This window comes from Colwellia sp. F1 (assembly GCF_056238625.1).
Window position 1 is genome coordinate 39,328 of sequence record NZ_JBWDLI010000004.1, and the last position, 22,047, is coordinate 61,374.

At 39.5% G+C, this 22,047-nt stretch carries 18 protein-coding genes and 1 pseudogene; 8 read left to right on the forward strand and 11 right to left on the reverse strand.

Going from position 1 to position 22,047, the window contains the following annotated elements; translation table 11 throughout:
* Positions 1-55 precede the first annotated feature (55 nt).
* The 6 genes from AC0UA9_RS04580 (at position 56) to AC0UA9_RS04605 (ending at position 8,908) form a co-directional block, all read left to right on the forward strand.
* A complete protein-coding gene (locus AC0UA9_RS04580) occupies positions 56-2,392 on the forward strand; it encodes an LPS-assembly protein LptD (protein WP_475657674.1) in 2,337 nt (778 codons plus the stop codon).
* 46 nt (positions 2,393-2,438) lie between these two features.
* On the forward strand, positions 2,439-3,746 hold the full coding sequence (surA, locus tag AC0UA9_RS04585) for a peptidylprolyl isomerase SurA (protein ID WP_475657675.1): 1,308 nt from the start codon (positions 2,439-2,441) through the stop codon (positions 3,744-3,746).
* Positions 3,747-3,748: 2 nt separating this feature from the next.
* A complete protein-coding gene (gene pdxA, locus AC0UA9_RS04590; RefSeq protein ID WP_475657678.1) occupies positions 3,749-4,738 on the forward strand; it encodes a 4-hydroxythreonine-4-phosphate dehydrogenase PdxA in 990 nt (329 codons plus the stop codon).
* Positions 4,739-4,763: 25 nt separating this feature from the next.
* On the forward strand, positions 4,764-5,657 hold the full coding sequence (gene rsmA / locus AC0UA9_RS04595) for a 16S rRNA (adenine(1518)-N(6)/adenine(1519)-N(6))-dimethyltransferase RsmA (RefSeq protein WP_475657681.1): 894 nt from the start codon (positions 4,764-4,766) through the stop codon (positions 5,655-5,657).
* Positions 5,658-5,660: 3 nt separating this feature from the next.
* On the forward strand, positions 5,661-6,605 hold the full coding sequence (locus AC0UA9_RS04600) for a symmetrical bis(5'-nucleosyl)-tetraphosphatase (RefSeq protein WP_475657684.1): 945 nt from the start codon (positions 5,661-5,663) through the stop codon (positions 6,603-6,605).
* 284 nt (positions 6,606-6,889) lie between these two features.
* Entirely contained in the window at positions 6,890-8,908 is a 2,019-nt protein-coding gene (locus AC0UA9_RS04605) for a methyl-accepting chemotaxis protein (protein ID WP_475657686.1), read from the forward strand.
* Between the two features lie 158 nt (positions 8,909-9,066).
* Here the strand turns inward: AC0UA9_RS04605 and AC0UA9_RS04610 are convergent, their stop codons facing one another.
* From AC0UA9_RS04610 to AC0UA9_RS04640, 7 genes and pseudogenes are all read right to left on the reverse strand, one after another.
* Positions 9,067-9,285 (reverse strand): DUF6500 family protein, encoded by a 219-nt coding sequence (locus AC0UA9_RS04610; RefSeq protein ID WP_475657687.1) that lies wholly within the window; start codon positions 9,283-9,285, stop codon positions 9,067-9,069.
* Positions 9,286-9,347: 62 nt separating this feature from the next.
* Positions 9,348-10,019 carry a YoaK family protein gene (locus AC0UA9_RS04615; protein WP_475657689.1) on the reverse strand — a complete coding sequence of 224 codons (672 nt, stop codon included), beginning with the start codon at positions 10,017-10,019 and terminating at the stop codon, positions 9,348-9,350.
* A gap of 17 nt (positions 10,020-10,036) precedes the next feature.
* On the reverse strand, positions 10,037-10,231 hold the full coding sequence (locus tag AC0UA9_RS04620; protein ID WP_475657691.1) for a DUF1289 domain-containing protein: 195 nt from the start codon (positions 10,229-10,231) through the stop codon (positions 10,037-10,039).
* Between the two features lie 74 nt (positions 10,232-10,305).
* On the reverse strand, positions 10,306-10,698 hold the full coding sequence (locus tag AC0UA9_RS04625; protein ID WP_475657693.1) for a hypothetical protein: 393 nt from the start codon (positions 10,696-10,698) through the stop codon (positions 10,306-10,308).
* A gap of 323 nt (positions 10,699-11,021) precedes the next feature.
* Positions 11,022-11,285 (reverse strand): hypothetical protein, encoded by a 264-nt coding sequence (locus tag AC0UA9_RS04630; protein WP_475657696.1) that lies wholly within the window; start codon positions 11,283-11,285, stop codon positions 11,022-11,024.
* Between the two features lie 176 nt (positions 11,286-11,461).
* Positions 11,462-12,358, reverse strand: a complete 897-nt coding sequence (locus AC0UA9_RS04635; protein ID WP_475658174.1) for an ethylbenzene dehydrogenase-related protein — start codon at positions 12,356-12,358, stop codon at positions 11,462-11,464.
* A 348-nt stretch (positions 12,359-12,706) separates the two neighbouring features.
* Positions 12,707-13,258 (reverse strand): annotated as a pseudogene (locus AC0UA9_RS04640) (NapC/NirT family cytochrome c); the annotation flags it as partial.
* A gap of 18 nt (positions 13,259-13,276) precedes the next feature.
* On the opposite strand from AC0UA9_RS04640, the gene AC0UA9_RS04645 reads away from it, so the two are divergent.
* Positions 13,277-13,435 (forward strand): hypothetical protein, encoded by a 159-nt coding sequence (locus AC0UA9_RS04645; RefSeq protein WP_475657699.1) that lies wholly within the window; start codon positions 13,277-13,279, stop codon positions 13,433-13,435.
* A gap of 8 nt (positions 13,436-13,443) precedes the next feature.
* Here the strand turns inward: AC0UA9_RS04645 and AC0UA9_RS04650 are convergent, their stop codons facing one another.
* Complete coding sequence (locus tag AC0UA9_RS04650; RefSeq protein ID WP_475657702.1) at positions 13,444-15,072, reverse strand: cytochrome D1 domain-containing protein; 1,629 nt, start codon at positions 15,070-15,072, stop codon at positions 13,444-13,446.
* Between the two features lie 375 nt (positions 15,073-15,447).
* The gene (locus AC0UA9_RS04655; protein ID WP_475657704.1) at positions 15,448-17,673 is read right to left on the reverse strand and encodes a TonB-dependent hemoglobin/transferrin/lactoferrin family receptor; all 2,226 of its coding nucleotides are present in this window, start codon (positions 17,671-17,673) and stop codon (positions 15,448-15,450) included.
* A gap of 341 nt (positions 17,674-18,014) precedes the next feature.
* On the opposite strand from AC0UA9_RS04655, the gene AC0UA9_RS04660 reads away from it, so the two are divergent.
* Positions 18,015-18,845, forward strand: a complete 831-nt coding sequence (locus AC0UA9_RS04660; RefSeq protein WP_475657706.1) for a hypothetical protein — start codon at positions 18,015-18,017, stop codon at positions 18,843-18,845.
* Between the two features lie 25 nt (positions 18,846-18,870).
* Here the strand turns inward: AC0UA9_RS04660 and AC0UA9_RS04665 are convergent, their stop codons facing one another.
* Both AC0UA9_RS04665 and AC0UA9_RS04670 read right to left on the reverse strand, forming a co-directional pair.
* Positions 18,871-19,761 carry a DMT family transporter gene (locus AC0UA9_RS04665; protein WP_475657709.1) on the reverse strand — a complete coding sequence of 297 codons (891 nt, stop codon included), beginning with the start codon at positions 19,759-19,761 and terminating at the stop codon, positions 18,871-18,873.
* 31 nt (positions 19,762-19,792) lie between these two features.
* Positions 19,793-21,811: a RecQ family ATP-dependent DNA helicase gene (locus AC0UA9_RS04670; protein WP_475657712.1), complete on the reverse strand. Its 2,019-nt coding sequence runs from the start codon at positions 21,809-21,811 to the stop codon at positions 19,793-19,795.
* Positions 21,812-22,047: the final 236 nt, after the last annotated feature.

The following is a 22,047-nucleotide window of genomic DNA, read 5'->3' on the forward strand; positions in this document are numbered from 1 at the left end:
ATTGCTATATCATATATGTTTAATGACGCATATTTAAGATAACATTTACAAATTAATGCATTTTTTCCAAGTATTCTTTTTTTTCATCGTTTTATTTTCTCTGACATTTCCACTGTCTGCGGTAGCTGAAACAAATGCTATTCCAGGTGCAGCTAAGCCAACGCAAGAGCAGTTTCAGTGTGCTATTCCAACCTATCTCCCGATGGTTACCCAAGCTCCTACAATAACAGATGACAGTATTAACATTACCTCTACTTATTCAAGTATTGAAAAAGATCAGATCGCTGATTTTACCGGTGGTGTAACCTTAGTAGACAAAAACCAAATTATTCAGGCTGATCGCCTGCACTTTGATCGCCTATTGATGACCTTTAATGCCAAGGGCAATATACACTATCAAAATCAAAATATTGGTATTCTTGCGAGTGAGCTTTTTGCCAGTAAAAACGAACAAAAAAGCACCATGCTTAATGCAGCTTACCAGCTGTATGGCAACCCAGGCCACGGTAGTGCAAAAGAGTTACAAATAAACGCAACAGAAGGCTTAAGTTTAGCGGGGTCAACGTATACCACCTGTCTTGGTGACAACCCTGCTTGGCAAATAACAGCTGCTAAAATCAATATTTCTGCAGACGGTAATGAAGGGCAAGCATACCACGCACAAGTGCGGTTATTTGATACACCTATTTTATATTTACCTTATTTTACTTTTCCGGTTTCTAACCAACGAAAAAGTGGTTTTTTATACCCTCGCATTAGTAGCTCTACCAATTCAGGTATCTCAATTGAAACCCCTTATTATTGGAATATTGCCCCAAACATGGACGCAGTTATTACACCTAATTACCTGTCTAAACGGGGTGCACAACTTAAAACAGAGTTTCGTTATTTGTCTGGGCTGCAAAGCGGCAGTGTTGACCTAGAGTACCTACATAAAGATAACGAGCTTAAATCTAATGACGCTGCGCGCTACCTTGCGCGGTTTCAACATATTGGCACCTTTTCAGACAACTTTCGTGCATACCTTGACTACACCAAAATTAGTGATGAGAACTATTTAATTGATATTGGCTCCAAGCAATATAATGCGAATGACGCTTATTTATACCAAATAGGTGAACTATCTTATTTTGGCGAGCAATGGCAAGCCACCATGAAGCTGCAAGACTTCGAAGTGTTTGGTAACCATCAAGCCAGCTATAAAACCTTACCTCATATAGAAATATCAGCCCAAGAGCCCATCGCTTTATTATCAGACTATGGGTTACCAGGGCAGTTAGTGCTATATTCTGAACTCACAAGCTTTCAATCTGACAATAAAGAACAAGTCAACGCTAATCGTTACCATGTTGAAGCGAGTGTTAATTTCCCTATATCTACACCCGCTTGGTTTTTAAATTCAGAATTTAAATTAATGCATACTTATTATCAACAAGATAATATTCAAATAGGCAGCCAACTCACCTCAACGGCAAGCCGAACCTTACCTAAGGTGCGCTTTCACGGTGGCGTTAACTTTGATCGCAATCTGACTCTTTTTAACAACCATTATACTCAAACGGTAGAGCCTCAAATTCAGTATTTATATATTCCAGAAAAAGATCAAACCACCATTGGGCTTTATGATACATCTAATTTACAAGATGACTTTAATGGCTTATTTCGTGACCGCAGTTATAGTGGTTTAGACAGGGTAGCCAGCGCTAATCAATACACCTGGGGTGTAACAACTCGACTTTTAGATCAGTCAAACTTGGAAGTTGTGCGTTTAAGCATTGGCCGCATTCAATACTTATCTGACAATAATTCGCTCTATACCATTAATGGCACCTTGGTTAATAATGACAACAAAACAGATAACCAACAGTCTTCGCTTGCCGCCAATTTATTTTATCGCTTAAATCATAAGTGGCAAATTAGTAGTGATATACAATACAATACAATTGATAGCTTCACGAATAAGAGCCAAGCGGCTATTAATTACCAAATTGATAAATATAATTCAGTTCAATTGAACCATAGGTATACTCGCAATGTCTCAGGTAGTAGCTTAGAGCAAGCATCATTGCTAGCAAATGTTGCTATTAACAAAGATTGGGCATTTGTTGGTCGCGTTACTCAAGATTTAAAAGAGCAGCGTAGTTTAGAGAGCTATGCCGGTATACAGTATGAAAGTTGTTGCTGGGCAGTACGCATAGCTTACCACCGACATATAAATTCAAACTTAAATGATGGTGAAGTGTCCAATGACAATCGTGATGAATTCAATAGTGGTTTTGAGCTACAATTTATCATAAAAGGACTCAATGGTAAGCAAGATGCCATAGGCACACAAGAAATGTTTAACTCAAGTATTTTTGGCTATAAACGTCCTTACTATTTACAAAACTAAACATAAAACAATTTTTTAATACACCCTAACCAAGATGTAGTAATTCATGAAAAATTTAGTAACTATTTTACTTAAAACATTAATACTAACCAGTATTGTGTTCTCAGGAATACAGGCAGCGCAAGCCAAAGAGCAGCAATTAGACAAGGTAGCCGCAATTGTTAACAGTGGCGTAGTACTTGAGTCTGAAGTCACTGATCTTTTAAAAATTATTAAGCAGGAGGCAAGCAGAAACAACCAATCGCTACCTTCTGATCAAGCACTGCGCACGCAAGTGATGGACAAACTCATTAACGATAGCTTAACCCTACAAATTGGTGAGCGTATGGGAATACAAGTGAGCGATGCACAACTTGATCAAACCATCTCAAATATGGCAAAAGAAAATAAAATGACCTTGTCACAATTTCGTCAAGCACTGATTGATGATGGCGCTGACTATGAAAAATACCGTGAAAATATTCGCACTGAACTAATTTCTGGTGAAGTTCGACGCAATAGCGTACAACGACGAATTTATATTTCACCGCAAGAAGTGGCAAATTTATTAGACTTAATGAAAGAGCAGTCAAACAATGATGTTGAGTATCAGCTTGGCCATATACTCATAGAGTTTCCGCCTGATCCTTCACAAGAAGATATCAGTGCCAGTAAAGTACGTGCTGACAAAGTCATTGAATTACTTGAAAACGGCTCTGACTTTAAAAAAATAGCTATCGCTTCATCCGGTGGGGCAGACGCACTTTCAGGGGGTGATCTTGGCTGGAAAAACATCAATGAAATGCCAACACTTTTTTCTGAATTAATCGCAGGCAAAGATAAAGGCACACTGGTTGGCCCTATTCGCACTGGCTTGGGTTTTAGTATTGTTAAAGTCTTGGATATTCGCGGCCGTAAAATTGTCGAGGTTGAAGAGGTAAAAGCGAGCCATATTTTAATTACCCCTTCTATTATTTTAAGCGAAGCTAAAGCGGAAGCACAATTACAAGAGATACTGGATAAAATTAAAGCCGGTGACATCACCTTTGCCGATGCGGCTAAAGAGTTTTCAGATGGTCCAACCTCTGTTCGTGGTGGTGATTTAGGCTGGGCAGACCCTAACAGTTATGATCCTGCTTTTAAAGAAGCACTCGCAACCATGAAAGTTGGCGAATATCACAAACCTTTTCGCTCTTCATTCGGCTGGCATATTATTCAATTGAATGACCGCCGCATGGTAGATGCCACCTCACAAATGAACAAAAACCGTGCTTATCAAATTCTTCACAACCGCAAATATGCCCTTGAAGATGCGCGTTGGATGAAAGAAACCCGTGATGAAGCTTACATTGAAATTTTTGAACAGGATAAATAAGCATGACTAAACGTATTGCTGTTACACCTGGAGAGCCGGCAGGTATTGGCCCAGATTTAGTGATAACAATTGCACAACAATCTTGGCCAGTACAAGTTGTGGTCGTGGCTTCAAAAGCACTAATAGAAGAGCGCGCCAAACAACTTAATTTGCCCATAACACTCATTGATTATGACGCCAGTAAAGCAGCACAACCCCAAGCCAAAAGCACTTTAACAATTCTAGATATACCGTTAGCCAAGCCAACGGTCACAGGCGTGCTTGACCCCAACAATGGTGCTTATGTTGTTGAAACGCTAAAAGTAGCAAGCGATAAAAATATGTCAGGCGAGTTTGACGCTATTGTTACAGGCCCTGTACATAAAGGCTTAATTAATAAAGCAGGCATTTCTTTTAGTGGGCATACTGAGTTTTTTGCCAATCAAGCCAATTGTACTGATGTGGTAATGATGCTAGCAACTGAAGGTTTACGTGTTGCCTTAGTCACCACGCATATTCCTTTAGCGTATGTGGCCAAAGCCATTACTATTGAGCGCTTACAAAAAGTAACTCGTATTTTACACCAAGACTTAAAAAGTAAGTTTGGCATAGAAGCGCCTAAAATTTATGCCTGTGGTATTAACCCACATGCCGGTGAAGATGGCCATTTAGGTCGCGAAGAAATTGAAGTAATGCAACCCGCTTTTGCTGAGCTTAGAAACGAAGGTATCAATATTATTGGCCCTTTACCTGCTGACACTATCTTTCAAGAAAAATACTTAAAAGATGCTGATGCAATTCTGTCTATGTACCATGACCAAGGCTTACCCGTATTAAAATATAAAGGTTTTGGCTCTTCGGTTAATATTACTCTGGGCTTACCTTTTATTCGCACTTCAGTTGATCATGGCACCGCACTTGACCTAGCAGGTACTGGTATCGCTGAGTCTGGCAGTTTAATGGAAGCAATGAACAATGCAATTCACTTAGCAAACAGCAGTAAACCCCGCTAATTAGCCTGACAACTAGAGAATATTTATGAACAGTAAAACCCATTTAGGTCATCAAGCTAAAAAGCGCTTTGGTCAAAACTTCCTCCACAATGATGCGGTTATTAGTGACATAGTCGATGCGATTAACCCAGAGCCTGGCGAAAACTTAATTGAAATTGGCCCAGGCCTTGGCGCACTTACAGAACCAGTAATAGAGAGAGCTAAGCAGTTGTCTGTGGTAGAGTTAGACAGGGATCTCGCGGAAAGATTGCGCCATCATCCTTTTTTGGCGCCTTATTTAACTATATATGAAACCGACGCCTTACATTTTAATTTTTCTCAGTTAGTGCAACAAGATGACGGAACACAAAGCCCATTACGTATTTTTGGTAACCTGCCATACAATATTTCTACCCCGTTAATTTTTCATTTATTAACCTTTAAAGATAAAGTTAAAGACATGCACTTTATGCTGCAAAAGGAAGTGGTAGAGCGTATGGCTGCAGGGCCTCATACTAAGGCTTATGGTCGCTTATCCATTATGACACAATACCAGTGCCAGGTAATTCCTGTGATGGAAATAGGGCCTGAAGCGTTTAAACCTGCCCCCAAGGTGGACTCCGCGATTGTGCGCCTAATACCTCATGCTGAAATAAAAAACCCGGTTAAAGATATTAACGCGCTAAACACAGTGTGTTTAGCCGCTTTTAATCAGCGTAGAAAAACAATCCGTAATGGCTTTAAAAAGTTAATCAGTGTTGAGCAATTAGCAAACCTTGGCCTTGACGCAAACCTGCGCCCAGAAAACTTAACCCTTGATAATTATATTACACTGGCTAATTTCATCGTTGATCACCCTCCAGTTGAGCAAGCTCAAGGCAGTAATAAAAAAGTTTCCAGACGTGCCATGAAAAGAGCAAGCGAGCAAGAGTCGCGATAACTAATGGCTATTTACTTAGTAGGTGATATCCAGGGCTGTTATAGTGAACTGACAGCCCTGTTAAAAAAAGTGGCATTTAACCAAGAGGTTGACCAACTATACCTAGCTGGTGATCTTGTCGCCAGAGGCCCTGACTCTTTAACCACATTACGTTTTATAAAGTCCCTAAAACAATCAGCCAAGGTTGTTTTAGGGAATCATGACCTTCACTTACTTGCTGTTTATCACGGTATAAAAAAAGTAAAAAAACAAGACAAGCTCGACTGTTTACTTGCTGCTGCTGATGTTGACGACTTAATGAATTGGCTCGCTCAACAACCGCTGTTACAACAAATAGGTAACGACAATGCCTACATGAGCCATGCTGGTATATCACCGCAATGGAGCTTACAAGAAGCGATAGCACAAGCAGACTTTGTTCACCAGCGCTTAAGCTCAAAAAATAGAAAGCAATGGCTCAGTGTTATGTATGGTGAAAAACCTAATAATTGGCAACAAGCAAATACCGACGAAGAAAAGTTTCGTTATAGCGTTAATGCTTTTACCCGAATGCGTTATTGTTACCTTAATAAGCACTTAGAGCTTCACAATAAATCAGCACCTTCAACACAACAACAGGGGCTAGCTTTACCCCGTGACCAACTTAACTTGCCTGCTACTTACCCCCTTGCGACTAACGCTAACCCCCTCGTTGATATGACCACCGAAAGTGCCATTACTCCCTCGAAAAAGCAAGGTGAAATACCTTTACTTCCTTGGTATGAGCTCTCAAGCACTATCAAAGCAACCAGTTGGGTTTTTGGTCACTGGGCTACACTTATGGGTAACTGCCCCATACCCAATGTTTATGCGTTAGATACAGGATGCGTCTGGGGCAATCATTTAACGCTGTTACGCTGGCATGATAAAAAGCTATTTACAGAACAGTCACATCAAAGTAAGTTGTAGTAAAGTAAGCTAAAAAAACCATAAAAGGATGAAAAAGTTGTACAGCTTGATATACTGAATTAATTGGTAGCTTTTCATATCAATATGCATTATAAAAATAATAAATATATGTATACACTATTAGCGCACAACGGATGTCAAGAGAATAGGCTTTATACAAATATAAAAAACTAACGTATAAACGTATAACTAACGCACAATAAAATAACATAATAAAATTGTTATCCAATAGCCTTACTTATCATTATTGGCTAATGACTTTATAAAACAAATTGGTGGTATATATGAATTTAACTGTGGCAATGAAAATAATCGGTGGTTTTGCCATCATTTCAATTTTGCTTATTTTAATCAGCCTGATCTCGCTACTTAATTTAAATACAATTAGCTATTCTACTCAGCAACAAAGTCAGTTGGCGATTCCCACTTTACAAGGCAGTAATAAATTATCCTTAGAGCTAGGAAAAATGGAGAATTCAACGCTAAAAGGCTTTTATCAAACAGACCTCAAACTATTAAATAGCGACTTAACAAATTATCAACTTATCAATGCGCAATTTACTCCTGATTTTGAACAGCTAAAAACCCTCGTTCAAGATGAGAGTAACTTAATTAATAATTTAAATAAGCTCTCTGACGTTTTTGCCTCGTTTGAAAAATCAGTATTGGCTGTCTTTGAAAATAGAAAAATAGCCATTGAACAAAGTATATTATTAAGTGAAAAAGTGGATGTGCTTGAAGAAGAAGCCGATAATTCAGTTACTTTATTGCTCGACCTAGCCTACCACAAATTAGCTGATAGCCATTTGCAACGTGCTATAGTATTAAGTGAACAATTGGAAAACCAGTTCAATGCCATTGTTTCCTCCTCTTTAGAGTACAGAGGGATAAAATCAGACAGTACTGCTGAACTAATCGAAAGTGAGATTTCATTTAGTTTAGAAGGAGCCAAAGCGTCAGTAAATGAAATTATAGCTGAGCTAACCATGAACAATGTTGAAGGCATTGCAGAGGACTTATTAAGCTCTTTCACTAAAGTAGAAGAGTTACTCTCAACTAATAGCGGTATTTTATTCCATAAAAAAACACAACTCAATGCTAACCAGCAAGCTAAAATGATGCTAGCGTCTGTAGAAGAAAGCTCTATTAATGCTAATAACATATTAGAAAAACAAGTAGAGCTTGCCAATAAAACAACCCAAGAATCAAGCCTGTTAATTGAAGACTCTGTTGCCAGTGGGAATACACAAACCGCTATTATCTCAGTTGTATCAATTATTATTGCTATTGTTATTGCCCGCTTTACTTTGTTGAGCATAACTCGCCCGCTCGGTCGTGTTAATGATATCCTTAATGTTGTGGCTTCAGGCAACCTATCACGTAAATTAGATGAAAGCGGTAAAGACGAATTTGCACAATTAGCCAGAAACTGTAATTTACTTATTGATAGTTTACGTGTGCTTATTGAAGGTATTGTCAACCGCTCTGCTCAACTAGCCGCCGCTGCTGAAGAAACATCAACAGTAACAGCAGAGAGTACCGTGGCAATAGAAGAGCAACGTAATCAAGTTGAACAAGCGGCTTCTGCCACCACAGAAATGAGTAGTACTGCCAAAAGCGTTTTATCAAGTGCGCACGATGCACTGAGCGAAATTAAAAACGCTGACGATGAAGCCGAACGTGTTAAAATAATATCAGGTAGAAATCGTCAAACCATCGAACAACTAGCCAATGAGGTTGATGCTGCTGCCCATGTTATTAACCAACTACAACAAGACAGTTCTTCTATTGGCGGTATTTTAGATGTTATACGTAGTATTGCTGACCAAACCAACTTACTTGCGTTAAACGCTGCCATTGAAGCAGCACGTGCAGGTGAGCAAGGCCGAGGCTTTGCTGTAGTTGCTGATGAAGTAAGAACCCTAGCCAGTAGAACGCAAGAGTCAACTTCTGAAATTCAAACGATGATTGAATCACTGCAAACAGGTGCAGGTAAAGCGGTAACTGTAATGGACACAGGTAAAGCCAAAGCCAGTGAATGTGTAACACAGTCAGAAGAAGCTGATAAAGCCTTAGAAATAATAACGCATGCGGTACATGAAGCTTATGATCGCAGCTCGCAAATTGCGACTGCAGCCGAAGAGCAAAGTGTTGTTGCCCATGAAATTAGCGAAAACCTTGAGTCTATTGTCACTATTGCTGAACAAACCACGGCGGGGTCACAACAGACCGCAGCTTCAAGCAGCGAAGTGGCTCGCCTTTCTGAAGAATTACAACAATCTGTACAAGAGTTTAAGCTATAACATTTGGCTGTTCACTGTTAATTTTTATCATCATTATCAGTGCTATTTTAACAAGGCCATTGCTAAGTAATTAATACCAAAAAACTATTTTGCCTAAACAAAATAGTTTTTTGGTATCAGCAATTTTTAATGATTGAAATTAATTTATAGGTTATTTTTTATAGGTTATTTTCAATCATACTTTTGACTTTATTTGCTTTTTCAAAGTGGTCTAGCTGATGCTTTTCAATCCACCAGGTTGCTACTTCCATTAACAACTCAGGCGTATCATTTTTATTGGCAAAAAAAGCGTAGAAAGATAAACCTACCTCGCTGCCCTTGCTGGCTATTTTTTTGTCACACACCGCCATTATTTTTGCTCTAAGTGCTGCTCTCATCGTTAACACCCTAATGCTTAGGTAGTGACCTACCGTTCACTTATCTTTTATCAGTCACACCCTTAACCATCTGTCTCTACTGAAGCTTTATTATAAATAGAGTAAGATAATGCCAATACTAAACAAATACTGGCAGGAATTAATAGCGCATAAAATTTAATAACGCTAAAAAGATACGTGCCTAATGCACCACCGATAATAAAACCAACAATAATCAGCGAATATAACAATGCCTTCCTCTGGTCAAAGCTCTCGCCACGCAATTTAGCGCCTAGCATAATACCTAGGTCAGTAAATATTCCCGTAAGGTGTGTGGTTCGAACAACAGCACCGCTATAAGTGGTGGCAAAAGCATTTTGCAAACCACAAGCGGCTGATGCTAGGTAGTGACCATATGATGAATTATTAGATAAGAAATAAATGGCACTGACGAGAAAGGTCGCCTCAACTATTAATAAAGCGCTGTAGTTTCGGCCCAGTGTTAATGAGCCATCGCGTAATGAATAGCCAGAAATAGCAGATCCAAGAAAAAAACTGAGCAAGATTAAGGCTAAGTGGAGAATATCTGTAACATTCGCATCAACAAGGCCAGTACCTAAAAGGGTTACCGTTCCTGATAAATGAGAAGTCGACTGATGAGCAAAGCCTAACAAGCCGATGGAATTGACAAGGCCGGCCACTAGAGCCAGCACAAAGGCACCATACTCTACCCAACGAGGTAATTTTGAAATCACGTTATGCTCTGTCGTTGTTAACTATTTTGCACATTGGCAGCGATCTTTTTTTTACATCTGATCACTATCGCAATTTTTTCATCTTCTGACTTATCTACCCAGGTGCTAATCTCCAGTGCCGTTCGATAACACCCAATACAGTTATCATTTTCATCTAAATTGCATTGTCCTATACAAGGGGTGATGATACTTTTATTATTTCCAATAAACATACTTACTCACTATAAAAAACCATAATAACTAACCACTCCCCTGCTTGTAAAACGGCCAATACTATTGTAGCTTGCTAAGGCATTGTTAAAACACCTTTACTGTTTAACCACACATACGCCTGTTCTCTATTGTCACAAAACTGAGTTTCCACATTGGTCAACACTACATGACTATTTTCCATTAACACTTCTTGTAATGACAAACTACAAATAACCGCTTCATACTTTTGGTTATTGATATTAGCCCATTGGTTTAGCGTGTTAATTTCGTCCCACATTTCAGGGGTTGATAATTCCCACTGGCTTAAATCAACCAAGCATGCCCAAGGCTTATCATAAATAGTTTCAACTAAGGCTTTATATTCTACACATAGCCTTAATACTGTTTCAATATTCCAAGCCCCAAAACATTGTACAATAAGTGTTTGGTCGATTATTTCTAACGTAAAAGAGCCATGCTCTTGCATAAAACCTCCAAAGAACTTTAGTTAAAAGCAAAGTGCTCACTGTGGTGCTACTTGTTTACTGGATTGTTGTCCGATAGCTGCTAACAAAGCGTCACAACACTAACAACAATAGCATAATTTTTAACACATAATATAGCGAGATAGTATGTAGCCAGTAAACATTGGTTTTAGCGGGTATTATGCTCAATGCGACAAATGAGCAGAGTAACCCTACCAATAAGTCTAGAATGATGGCAAGGCAATGCCTCACATTGTTAGGAAGTAATTATAATAAGGTAATAAACAAAACGCAGCCAATGTTTTTATTATCAACGTCATTAGCTCTAAACTAAGTTATTTTTCACCATGTTGCGATGCACTTTTTTAGCAACTCGGGCTAAATCACTAATTTCACCTAAGGTGGGTGCCACCCCGTTATCAAGTTGGCATTGATAATAGTCGAGTTCACTCCCCATATATTCCAACATTTTTTTAGCACAACCAATACATTTACCTGCACATATTTCATGCTCTGGTTTGTCAAAAGGTAGCGCGGTTTGAATTTGGTCAATAAGCGTTTGCATTGCCGTTGATACATCAGGCTTCATTTGTTTTCCTACTTGCCCAAACGATGAGTTTAGTTTAGCAGAGCGGTAGAAAAAAAAGTTTGATTTATATTAAGGGGAACAAGTGATGCTATTCAAACGAAAGTCATCACTTGTCATGCCTTATAATATCAAGCTTTACATATTATTGAAGGCTATAGATGGTTTACTGTCATAAACTACTGCGCTTTAGCATTAATTTCAGCCGCTGCGTTATCCAGTGCCAGCTTGTAGCCAAATGATACATGGTGGTATCGAGCGCTTGAATAGTCATCGTGTATCGCAAAACCAAAATTATACACTTTACCAGCTTCAATGCTAATATCGCCTGCTTGTGCTGATTTTAGCTTACGCTTAATAATAACAGACCAGGTACCATTTTTTAGTGCTGCTTCAACTTCCCCACCTTGGCCACCATGCATATCTCGCAAGGCTAATATTTTTCCATCTTCTACCACGTCAGTGCCTGACTTGTAGCGCACAAGATCCATAAACTGATTAGACGCTTGTGCCGCTTTTATCTCAGCTTCATCTTTCAGTTTATCCCAGCCACCTAGTGCCTTACCTCGGCGTCCTTTGAGCTCAATACCAGTTCGAGATTCAGCTAAGTACTTAGTCACACCTGCGCTATTTAGGTTTAAGCGTTCAGCTAGGTCTGAGCCTTTAAGCACTTCGGGTTCAGGTGCAAACGGCATAGTATTAGCGTCAGCATGACATGTGCCCCAGCAACCGGCTCTATCTGCATACTCAACGTCATCTGTTGCTAACATAATAGCAAGTTTCATTGGATTTTCTGGATCCATTTTCCCTCCCTCAACAAAAGGTACCGCGGCATGTTCGCCTTCTGGCCAGCTAAACCTTAAGAAAAGGTTTTCTGTATCGTGGGTGGCCTCAATAGTCACTTCAAAACTTCCTCGTTTACCTGGGATCACATTAGGCTCTAAGTCTTTATCGCTCTCGCCAGTGACAATATTATTACCCATATCAGCAATTTCTTTACCATGACAGTCAATACAGCGGTCACCTTTGGTGAATGCGCGTTTACCACCATGACGGCGACCTAAAACCCACTCCATTGAGGCTGTACCGGGATAAAAAACGCCAATATCTGTTGAGCTTGCTTTGGCCCAGTCAACTTGAATATCGCTTACAGCACTATTACTTTTAGCCCCCTTGCTCTCTTGTGCAGCTGTAGTTGAACTCGCTGTGCTCGCGATAGCGGCAGCGACAGCCGCAGAAACTCGTTGTTCTAACTTCTGTTTTTCAGCCAATGCTTCTGCTTTTAGCTTAGCTTCTTGCGCAGCTTCCTTTGCTTCAATACGTGCTAAGCCATCTTTATACTCTTGAGGTATTTCACGAATATAGTCAGGATTGGGTGCTTCTAATTTATCTAAGGCTTCATCTGATAATTTATCTCGCACATTATGGTGAGCAATCCCCTTATGGCAATCAATACAAGTTTGCCCAGTTTTAAAAGCGTTTAAGTGCTGCTTGCGTGCACGTGGTTTTTGAAATTCAGGATTCATAGATTCAAAATTATGACAATTACGACACTCTCTTGAGTCAGTTTCTTTCATTGCTTTCCATACGCTTTGCGCTAGCTCAAAACGATGTTCTTCAAATTTTTCTTTGCTGTCTATTTTGCCCGTTAACCAGAAAAACACTTCTCTTGATGCTTGAATTTTTCGCACCATTTTATGAATCCAAGGCCTTGGTACGTGACAATCAGGGCAACCTGCTCGAACACCTGTACGGTTAGTAAAATGAATAGTGGGTGTATATTCTTGGTAGACATTGGCCTCCATTTCATGACAACCAATACAAAACTCTGTGGTATTGGTTGCTTCCATAGCGGTATTAAACCCGCCCCAAAAAACAATACCAACGATAAAGAAAATAAGGGCACTAGAAACCGTGGTGCCTAATATGAGTCGGCGTGACCAGAAACTCGTTTTTTTTACTGTATTATTTGCCATGCTAATTCCTACGAACGAATGACTCGTGATGATTTAACTCAATACTTTGTTGAACAAAATGTTGATGGGTTAAGCCTAAAGTATGAAAAAGGGCATGACATAAATCATGCCCTTTCGTTAACGGAAGGCCCTACTTTTGAGCAAAAAAGTTACCTCAGAAAGTCCAGCCTACATTAAGCTAATACTTAAGTTTTGTGGTTTACACGGTTATAGACATTAAATTTACCCGTTGGTGTAGTTAAGCCTTTAATGCGGGCTATTTCTTTCAATGTTTTAGCATCATAAACGACAATTTCACCGGTTGGGTTCCTTGCATCTTTACGGTTCCAAACTGACACCCAAACTTCGGTGCCACCTTTGTTGAATTCCATATGAAGTGCCGCTTTCCCTTCCTCTTCTGTTACCCGGATAGTTTTTACAATTTCACGGGTGTTTTTATCAAACACTTGAACTGATTGCTGTACTTCTGGCTCTGGGTGTTTTAACTGATCTGCCCACACATAATCTGAGTTTTCATGTGTACGGATAAAGACACCAGCGCCGTCGGTTTCCACTTCGTAACATAGCTCCCAGGCTTTATCTGGGTGGCCAATGGGGTCGTTCCCCCAAACAGACACTAAACCAATCCCCAAATGCGTCGTGCCACCTACTGGGCCACAGTCTTTATCAACCCAGTTGGCACCTGGACCTGGGTGCGGCAAGCTATCTACTTCAATAATTTTCTCTAACTTACGTTTTTGGGTGTCTACCACAACCATTGCATTAGAAGCGTTAGCAGCAATTTGGAAATAACGACCTGACGGGTCAAAGAAGCCATCATGTAAAAACTCTGCTGAGGCAATGGAAGTAATGGTTAAGTTGTCTAAGTCTTTATAGTCAACCTGTAACATTTGCCCCGTTTCTTTAACGGCAACAATGAACGAGGTTTCCAGCGGGGACGTATAAATAGCCGCTACACGCGCTTCATTAATAAACTCACCTTTTGTGTTATAACCACGTGTTGAAACCACTTTAACAGGGTTTAACGTTTGAGCATCCATAATGACAAAATGCGCAGGCCAGTAACCACCAGCTATCACGTACTTACCGTCGCCAGAAACTGCGATGTCACGAGCGTCATACGCCATTTTAGTTTCAGCCACTAACATTTTTTCAGGCGTTTGCCATAAATCTATTTTGTTAACTTTACCGTCACGACCAATGGTGTACCAAAAACGACCAACATCTTTCGCTGTATCTACTGCATGGTTTTCAGTACCTTTAATTACATGTACTGCGTAACCTGTATCAATGTGCGTAACTATTTTTTTCGTGTCGCCGTCTATGATTGCCGCTTTCCCTGCATCACGCTCAATAACAACAAAGAAATTTTTCCAGTTTAAACCGTGCAGTGGTTTAGTAGGGTAGTCTTTTACGGCGACATACTCTTTGGTATGTGAGCGCATTTGCTCCAATGACATTTCTGGTGGCACAGGTGGTGCCATTTGAATAAAAGTAGCTAAATTAGCTATTTCTTTTTTGGTGAATAAATCATCAAAGTTATTCATACCACCTTCAGTACCTAAAGCAATGATCTTCTCTAAACGCTGCTGGCCTTTTTTCAACATGTTTTCTGGTTCAAGGTTTTTACCTGTTGCCCCTTTTCGTAATACACCATGACAACCTGCGCAGCGCTGAAAGTAATGTAATTGGGCCTCTTTAAAGTCGGCTTCAGATAACGTTGGTTCATTTGCTGAGACAGAAAAACTCATACCACCTGCAGCCATACTAATAGCTAAACCCAGTGCTGAAAGGCTATGTTTAATATATTTCATTGGTTACTCTCCAGATATTTTTATTACTTTTTGCTCTATCTGCTATACAGATAAACAAGGGACTAAATGTTTCTAAATGTAACTATCTGCCTATTTGTTCACCAACGATGTGATTTAGATCAACTTTTAAAAAGGATATTGAGTTATAGCTTCACAAGTTGATCAAGGTCAACAAATGTAAAAGTTGGTATGTCTGTTAGGTAAATATACTGGGGTGAACCAGAAGTGTTTCGCAAAGGAAGGCGTTTTCTTATCGCAATTATCTAAGCTATAAAAACAACAAAACACGTGTTTGGTGCGCTGACCAACCACGTGTTTTATCCTTAAGCCGAAATCAGGTTGCTTAATGTGCTATGTTGATAAAGCTAACTTTTATTACCAAGTATACTTCAATTGCATTGACGCATTAATGCCAGGCGATACCATGGTGGCTAATAACGGGTCGCTTTTTTCTAAACCATTCACATCAGACCAAAGCCAATACTGTTTATCCGTTAAATTGTTAATTGCCCCTGCCAGGGTAAGTTGTTTATTAATATGATAATTAGCAATAACATCAACTGTTGCATAACCTGCTGTGCTGGCCAGGGCTAGTGCTGGGTCAGTCGCGTTAGCATCATCTAAATCTGACTTGCCAGCAACCAAGTTAGCGTGCAATGCGAGCGAGAGTGATTCATTGCTAGAGCGCCATTCTACTCCTATTAAAGCATGGTTAGGCTCTACCTCATTAAGCGGTTGCCCTGTGTCTGTGTTTTCTCCTTTACTAACAAAGGCAGAGACATAAGCGTGGTAACTGTCATAGTCGCTAAATAATCCTTGACTATGATAATTATACTTAATCTCTGCTCCGTATATTTTAGCATTATCTATATTTTGCGACTGGAAAAGAATACGCCCAATAACCGGGTTAAAGCCTAAGTTGACTTTCGTTTGAATAAAATCATCATAGTCATTATAAAAACCCACTAGAGTAAACTGATGGTTTTTACTGTCAATACTGTAGCCTATTTCATAACCGTCTGTGGTTTCTGACTTTAGATCAGGGTTTGGTATGGCACGCATTTTAAAAAGTGGAATATCTAAGCCGATATTGGCATCTTCAAACGGTGGCGCTCTAAACCCTTTGACATATTGTAAATAAAATTGCGAGTTACTGTTGAGTTGATAGACAAGCCCTAATTTAGGTGAAAAGCTTTCTTCATTGATCGAGACAACGTCTTGGTCTGGGTTATCTTCTATATAAATACTGTCTTTGAAGGGAGATAATTTATATTTGTCATAACGAATGGCCGGAATAATAGTAACGTTAGTGCCTGCAATGGTAATTTCGTCATTAAAGTAAATCCCTATTTCTTCTACGTTAGAAATAGGAAAGTCCCTCAGAGGAAAGTTTTCTGACAAGACAATATTGCTAAATTCGCCAGTATCAGTATTGGTTTGTAAGCCATCTCTAAGCTCAGTGATTTCTGTTTTACTATACTCTACCCCATAACCAATATGGTGGGTCGCAGATGCAGTATCAATATTGGTATAAAGGTTTACCCGTAAACCTTTAATATCTTGCTGGTAATAAAAATCACGGTCGTAACGGTACCTTTGTTCACTGACAGTTCGATATTCCTCTGTCAATTGTGCTGTGTCAGTACTTTGATCATAAAAACGAATCACCCCACCTTCAATCCAATCGTTATCAAGAGTAAAGTCATAGTTAAGCGCAATGTTTTTTCGGCTTACTTCGTCATCACCAAACAAATTTTTTGTATCGCTAAAGCGCCCTAACCCAAGTAATGATTGTAGATCACTTTCTACTTCACGCTTAAAGTAATCATAAGTAAGGCTTAGCTCTTGTGTGTCTGAAAGAGTTAAGTAATACTTGGCCAGCAGCGACTTAGTACTATTCTCTTGAATATCACTGCGCAGACCGTCGGCTAAGTTTCTATCTACTTCGTTGCCAGTGCGATATGAGGCTGAAATTAAAGCACTAGAGCGATTACTAGCAAAAGCGGTATTAAGTGAAATAAGTTTACTGTTATCAATTGAGTAATAAGCTGTCTTCAAGCCAAGATAAATATCTTTCGTTGTTTCACTGAGTAAATCATTCGGTTTTTTGGTAACAAAACTAACAACACCACCAATGGCATCACTACCATAAGTACTAGAAGCAGGGCCACGTAGTATTTCAACTTGCTTGATTAATTCAGGGTCAATATGATTTCGCCCTGAATTTGAATAGGCACCAACATTAAATTGCTCGGCCACTGGCACGCCATCTATTTCTGTGACAATTCGGTTCCCTGAAATGCCCCGAATAGCAATGCCTGAATCACCAAAACGACTCCCCGAATTCACCATATTAATTCCTGCTTGGTACTTAAGCATGTCGGCTACATTGCGTACCAATTGTTTGTCGATAGTTTCACTGTTTATCACTGAAACTGAACCGACAACATCTTGAACTTTCCGTGGTGTTTTGCCAATAACCACCATAGTTTCAGTATGTTCATCAATACCTTGGTGAACAACATCATCTTCAGCGACGCTATAAGCGCTCGGCAATAGCACACCCGATAACGCAATAGCTAATAACGATTTATTAAACATCTTGGTGCTCCCTACATTTTAAAAATTTTATCAATAATTGACGTTATTTATAAAGCAAAGGGGAAACAACTTTGTGATCTATGTCAAAAGAGTGAATAACTTTGTGTAAAGGGCACTGATTTGTTAGCTGAAACAGATCTACATCATAGTTTGCTATTAGCTCATAATTAACTTGCCCTTGGTTGGCCGATAAATTAGACGCACTAATTGATAAAATATAGTTTATTGTTACAAGCGGTAAAAAGATCGTTCGCGACAGCAAAGCTATTAACTTGTGTCATCTCGCTTTATACTAGCGGTAATTAATCAGCCAAGTATTATCCAATTAAGGGCAACGGCTAATGTTATCTACTTTTTTTAAAACAAAACCACTTATTGATGAAGCAAGCCGTACTTGGATTTTTGATACCTTTGCTTGGTGTGTGGCTGAGCTTGATGGTGAGTTTTTTCAAGAGCACAGTCAGTTAATATTACCCAATAATACCTTTTACCCTGGCAGCGCAAGTAGCATAGAAGAAATGGCGAATACCGTTTTTGCTAACACAATAAAATACGCGGGCATGAGCGCATGGCCAATTAAGCTAATATCTGCTGAACGTTTTGTTCAAAAACCCATGCCGCAGCTACTTTTAAGTGCAAAGCTGCGTGGAGAGGCGTGTAATATTGGCTATAAAATTAACACTAGTGATGATGCTCCCCCCTTAATTAACATTCCTTTTTATGCAAACCAATTGAACCAACCGCAAGATTTAATTGCTTACTTAGTACAGCATATGGCTAGCATTTTAGTGAACCAGCATCACGCTAATGCTTTGGCTGGAGCCGATAAAACAAGCGCTCCTGGCGGTAAGGAAATGTTAACACAAACCATTGATTTAGTAGCCTGTTTTATGGGATTCGGTGTTATTTTTGCCAATACAGCCTACCAGTTTAAAGGTGGGTGCGGCTCATGCAACAACGCGAGCCTTAACCGTCAAGCCGCACTGCCTGAATTAGAGACAGTTTACGCCTTAGCGTTATTTAGTGCGATAAAAGGGGTTGAACTAAAACAAGTAAGAGGAGCACTCAAATCTCATTTATATAAAGATTTTAAACAAGCGCATAAAGAAATTTTAGGGTATTTACAACATACCGATCATCCAGCTTATAAAAAATTACTCGATAACTTATAAACCGAGTCAGTGTTGCGAATGCTTACTAGCGTTTCCATAACACATTGACGAGGGCGCCCATCATAATCAAGCCACCTCCTACGATAGTAGTTAGCATAGGAACTTCGCTAAAGTAAACCCAACCAATAAGTACTGAAAAAATGACTTGTACATAAGCATAAGCAGTCGCTTTATTGGCGTCTGCGCTGTGCAATGCTTTGGTTAGCCCCACTTGTCCTACTTGCGTAAATATGCCCACTAACACCAACAGCACGGTCGCGGTTAAACTCGGCACCACAAAGTCACTCCCTAGCATGATCATTGAAATAGGAAAGGCAATAAAAGGGAAATAAAATATTATCACTGAGCTGTCGTCAGTTTTAGTGAGCTTTTTCACCAGAATATAAGCAACTGCGCTACCAAAGGCTCCCAAAACACCTGCGCCAATACTAAACCATGAATATTGTGCTACGCTGTTCACCGCTAGACTAGGTTGCGTTAAATTAGGATAAATCATAACGAATAACCCCAGAAGACTCAGCGCAATACAAACAATAGTAGAGCGCTGTATAGTTTCTTTTAAAAACCACAAGGCCAAAATAGCGGTAAACACCGGGTGTAAATATTGTAACAAGGTCGCTTCTGCTAAAGGTAGTGTAGTCACAGCATAATAGACAACCATTAATGTAAATGAGCCAACAACACCCCGCGCAATTAACAAGCCTTTATTATGACCCCATAATGAAATTTTTTTCCGCTTAATATCTGCATAACTAATCATGCCTGAAATAATGGCTCTGGCCGCAACAATTTCCAGCACCGGAATACCTAAGCCGCTAACCTCTTTCACACAGGCAGCCATTAACGAAAAGCCTAATGCAGAAAGCAGCATATACCAAACACTCATTGGCATTGAATTTTTTATCGTTGTAAACATCAACTACTGTACTCAAATAACCGACGGAAAGTTAAAAACCAAGCTGCGATAATTTATCTCGAATTGCTTGATAACGCTGTTGTTCGCATGAAGCAAACCCTGTCAACTGCCTGACTTTATTGCGCCCAAAAAGTGGCATTGTCATACCGGCAAAAAAACGACAATAGCTTTCTAATGAAAGTGGCGTGTTTAAACCGCCTGTTAACTGTTGCTCTAAATGGCTGGCCAATGCTTTACCATGAGTAATCAATTCATCATCACTGGGCCATGGTACTTGCTGTGTATGCGCTAAGTAAGCAATGCCACCACGACAAACACTACAGTGGTCGCAATTTTTTGGTGCTGTTTGATCATCAAAATAACGGCTTAAATTATAACTTAAGCAGCGATCAAGTTGTAGAAAACGCACTAAAGCAGCAATACGCTTAATTTCCTTTGCTTCCTTATCAAGAAAATAATCATATAAGTTTTGCGCTAATATTGGGTAATGAAGTGCTTTCTCATTCACTTTAAATACTTCAGTCATACGAGAAGCTTCTAACACTATCATCTGCTGCTCTTGTAAGTACTCTAAGGCGGCAATAACACGGTTTCGTTCAATTGACTTATCTTGCAACAAGGTATCAAAATTTAAACTGCCCCACACCTTTTTAAACGCAGTTGCGTTAAAAATACGGCTTAAAAAATCACGCCTTTGCTCATTAAAACCGGCCAATATTTGCGCGATTGGTTGTAACGGTTTTATTTTAAAATCGGCGAAATAGGCGTACATAGGCTCAAGTACACCCGCAAGCTCTAACTGAACCAATAAAGTTTTTAAAGGGAGTTGTTTAATGTTACTGGCATTAGACAACTGCAGCAATTGTAACTCCCATTTGCTTTCGTAGTGGGTAGTTAACATTTCTGCTTTTATGCTTTCAATAACATAATCAATACCACTTAGCTCTGGTGTATCACTGTAAACAAAATTTTCTACGGTATTGATACCATCTAAATTAGCGAGTGTAATACAGTGCGAAAGGTTACCATCACGCCCTGCTCGACCTATTTCTTGAGAATAATTTTCAATTGATTTAGGTAAATCATAATGAAATACAAAACGAATATCGCTTTTATCAATGCCCATACCAAAAGCAATTGTAGCAACAATAACCTGGACTTTTCCCGCCATGAAATCCGTTTGAATTTGGCTTCGCGTATCGCTGTCAAAACCGGCATGGTATGCACAAGCGTTAATACCTGCTTGTTGCAAGTAAGCAGCAACCTGCTCTGCGCTGTGCTGCAAGGTGACATAAACGATACCGCTGCCATGGTCAGCAGTTGAACTAACATTCGCCTGTGCGTTAAGCTTAGGTAATTGCTTTATCTGTTCAACTAAAGTGATATTTTTGTCAGCACTGCTAACGGGTAATACTGTTAAGTCTAAATTGCTACGGTAAAAACCTGTTTGTACAATGTGGTTATCACTAATGGCAAACTTTTCAGCCATATCAAGTTTTACTTTTTTAGTAGCAGTTGCTGTTAGTAGTAACGTCAGTGGAATATTGAGATCGTGACGGTGACTAGGCAGTTTTAAGTAATCTGGCCTGAAATTATGCCCCCACTCTGAAATACAATGCGCCTCATCTACTACTAACATTGACACAGAAACAGAGTGTATAAATTGACGAAAACGTTCATTTTTAAAACGCTCGACTGAGACCATTAATATTTTAATTTCACCACTGCGCACCGCCGCCATTATTTCTTGTGTTTGATTACCTTTTAACGTGGAATCAATACTTGCAGCAGCAATGCCCTTGCTGGCTAAAAATGCTAATTGGTCTTTCATTAACGCCAACAACGGTGAAACAACCAAAGTTAAATGAGGTAAATGCAAAGAGGTTAATTGATAACACAATGACTTTCCCGAGCCCGTGGGGAATATTGCTAAGGTGGAATGCCCTGCAAGTAACTGCTCAATAGTTTGCTGTTGCCCTTGGCGAAAGTCATTAAAACCAAAGGTAGTTTTAAGTGTTTCAAGTGGCGAGATTTGCTTAACTCCATTCATGATTAGCTCCGTAGCTAGTTAACTCCATTGATAATTAACATAATAAGACAGAAAATGGCCAACTACATACTAACCTTATCGTTATTACTTGTATTAACCGAGCACCCTGCTAACTAAATAGTATGACACAAAGCACGCTTTGCCTGTATTATTTTAGCGAACCCAAGTATTTATTAGCCTATATTATTTACCCCTTACACCTCTCACCCTTCATAGCCAGTAATGTTATCAGTTTT

Excerpts from the sequence above, each read along its gene's own strand:
- AC0UA9_RS04630 (WP_475657696.1), bottom strand. The coding sequence starts at position 11,285 with ATGAAGCCTGATGTATCAACGGCAATGCAAACGCTTATTGACCAAATT.
- rsmA (WP_475657681.1), top strand. The coding sequence starts at position 4,764 with ATGAACAGTAAAACCCATTTAGGTCATCAAGCTAAAAAGCGCTTTGGT.
- AC0UA9_RS04670 (WP_475657712.1), bottom strand. The coding sequence starts at position 21,811 with ATGAATGGAGTTAAGCAAATCTCGCCACTTGAAACACTTAAAACTACC.
- AC0UA9_RS04620 (WP_475657691.1), bottom strand. The coding sequence starts at position 10,231 with ATGTTTATTGGAAATAATAAAAGTATCATCACCCCTTGTATAGGACAA.
- pdxA (WP_475657678.1), top strand. The coding sequence starts at position 3,749 with ATGACTAAACGTATTGCTGTTACACCTGGAGAGCCGGCAGGTATTGGC.
- AC0UA9_RS04600 (WP_475657684.1), top strand. The coding sequence starts at position 5,661 with ATGGCTATTTACTTAGTAGGTGATATCCAGGGCTGTTATAGTGAACTG.
- AC0UA9_RS04580 (WP_475657674.1), top strand. The coding sequence starts at position 56 with ATGCATTTTTTCCAAGTATTCTTTTTTTTCATCGTTTTATTTTCTCTG.
- AC0UA9_RS04645 (WP_475657699.1), top strand. The coding sequence starts at position 13,277 with ATGACTCGTGATGATTTAACTCAATACTTTGTTGAACAAAATGTTGAT.
- AC0UA9_RS04660 (WP_475657706.1), top strand. The coding sequence starts at position 18,015 with ATGTTATCTACTTTTTTTAAAACAAAACCACTTATTGATGAAGCAAGC.
- surA (WP_475657675.1), top strand. The coding sequence starts at position 2,439 with ATGAAAAATTTAGTAACTATTTTACTTAAAACATTAATACTAACCAGT.
- AC0UA9_RS04655 (WP_475657704.1), bottom strand. The coding sequence starts at position 17,673 with ATGTTTAATAAATCGTTATTAGCTATTGCGTTATCGGGTGTGCTATTG.
- AC0UA9_RS04665 (WP_475657709.1), bottom strand. The coding sequence starts at position 19,761 with ATGTTTACAACGATAAAAAATTCAATGCCAATGAGTGTTTGGTATATG.
- AC0UA9_RS04650 (WP_475657702.1), bottom strand. The coding sequence starts at position 15,072 with ATGAAATATATTAAACATAGCCTTTCAGCACTGGGTTTAGCTATTAGT.
- AC0UA9_RS04605 (WP_475657686.1), top strand. The coding sequence starts at position 6,890 with ATGAATTTAACTGTGGCAATGAAAATAATCGGTGGTTTTGCCATCATT.
- AC0UA9_RS04610 (WP_475657687.1), bottom strand. The coding sequence starts at position 9,285 with ATGAGAGCAGCACTTAGAGCAAAAATAATGGCGGTGTGTGACAAAAAA.
- AC0UA9_RS04635 (WP_475658174.1), bottom strand. The coding sequence starts at position 12,358 with ATGGAGTGGGTTTTAGGTCGCCGTCATGGTGGTAAACGCGCATTCACC.
- AC0UA9_RS04625 (WP_475657693.1), bottom strand. The coding sequence starts at position 10,698 with ATGCAAGAGCATGGCTCTTTTACGTTAGAAATAATCGACCAAACACTT.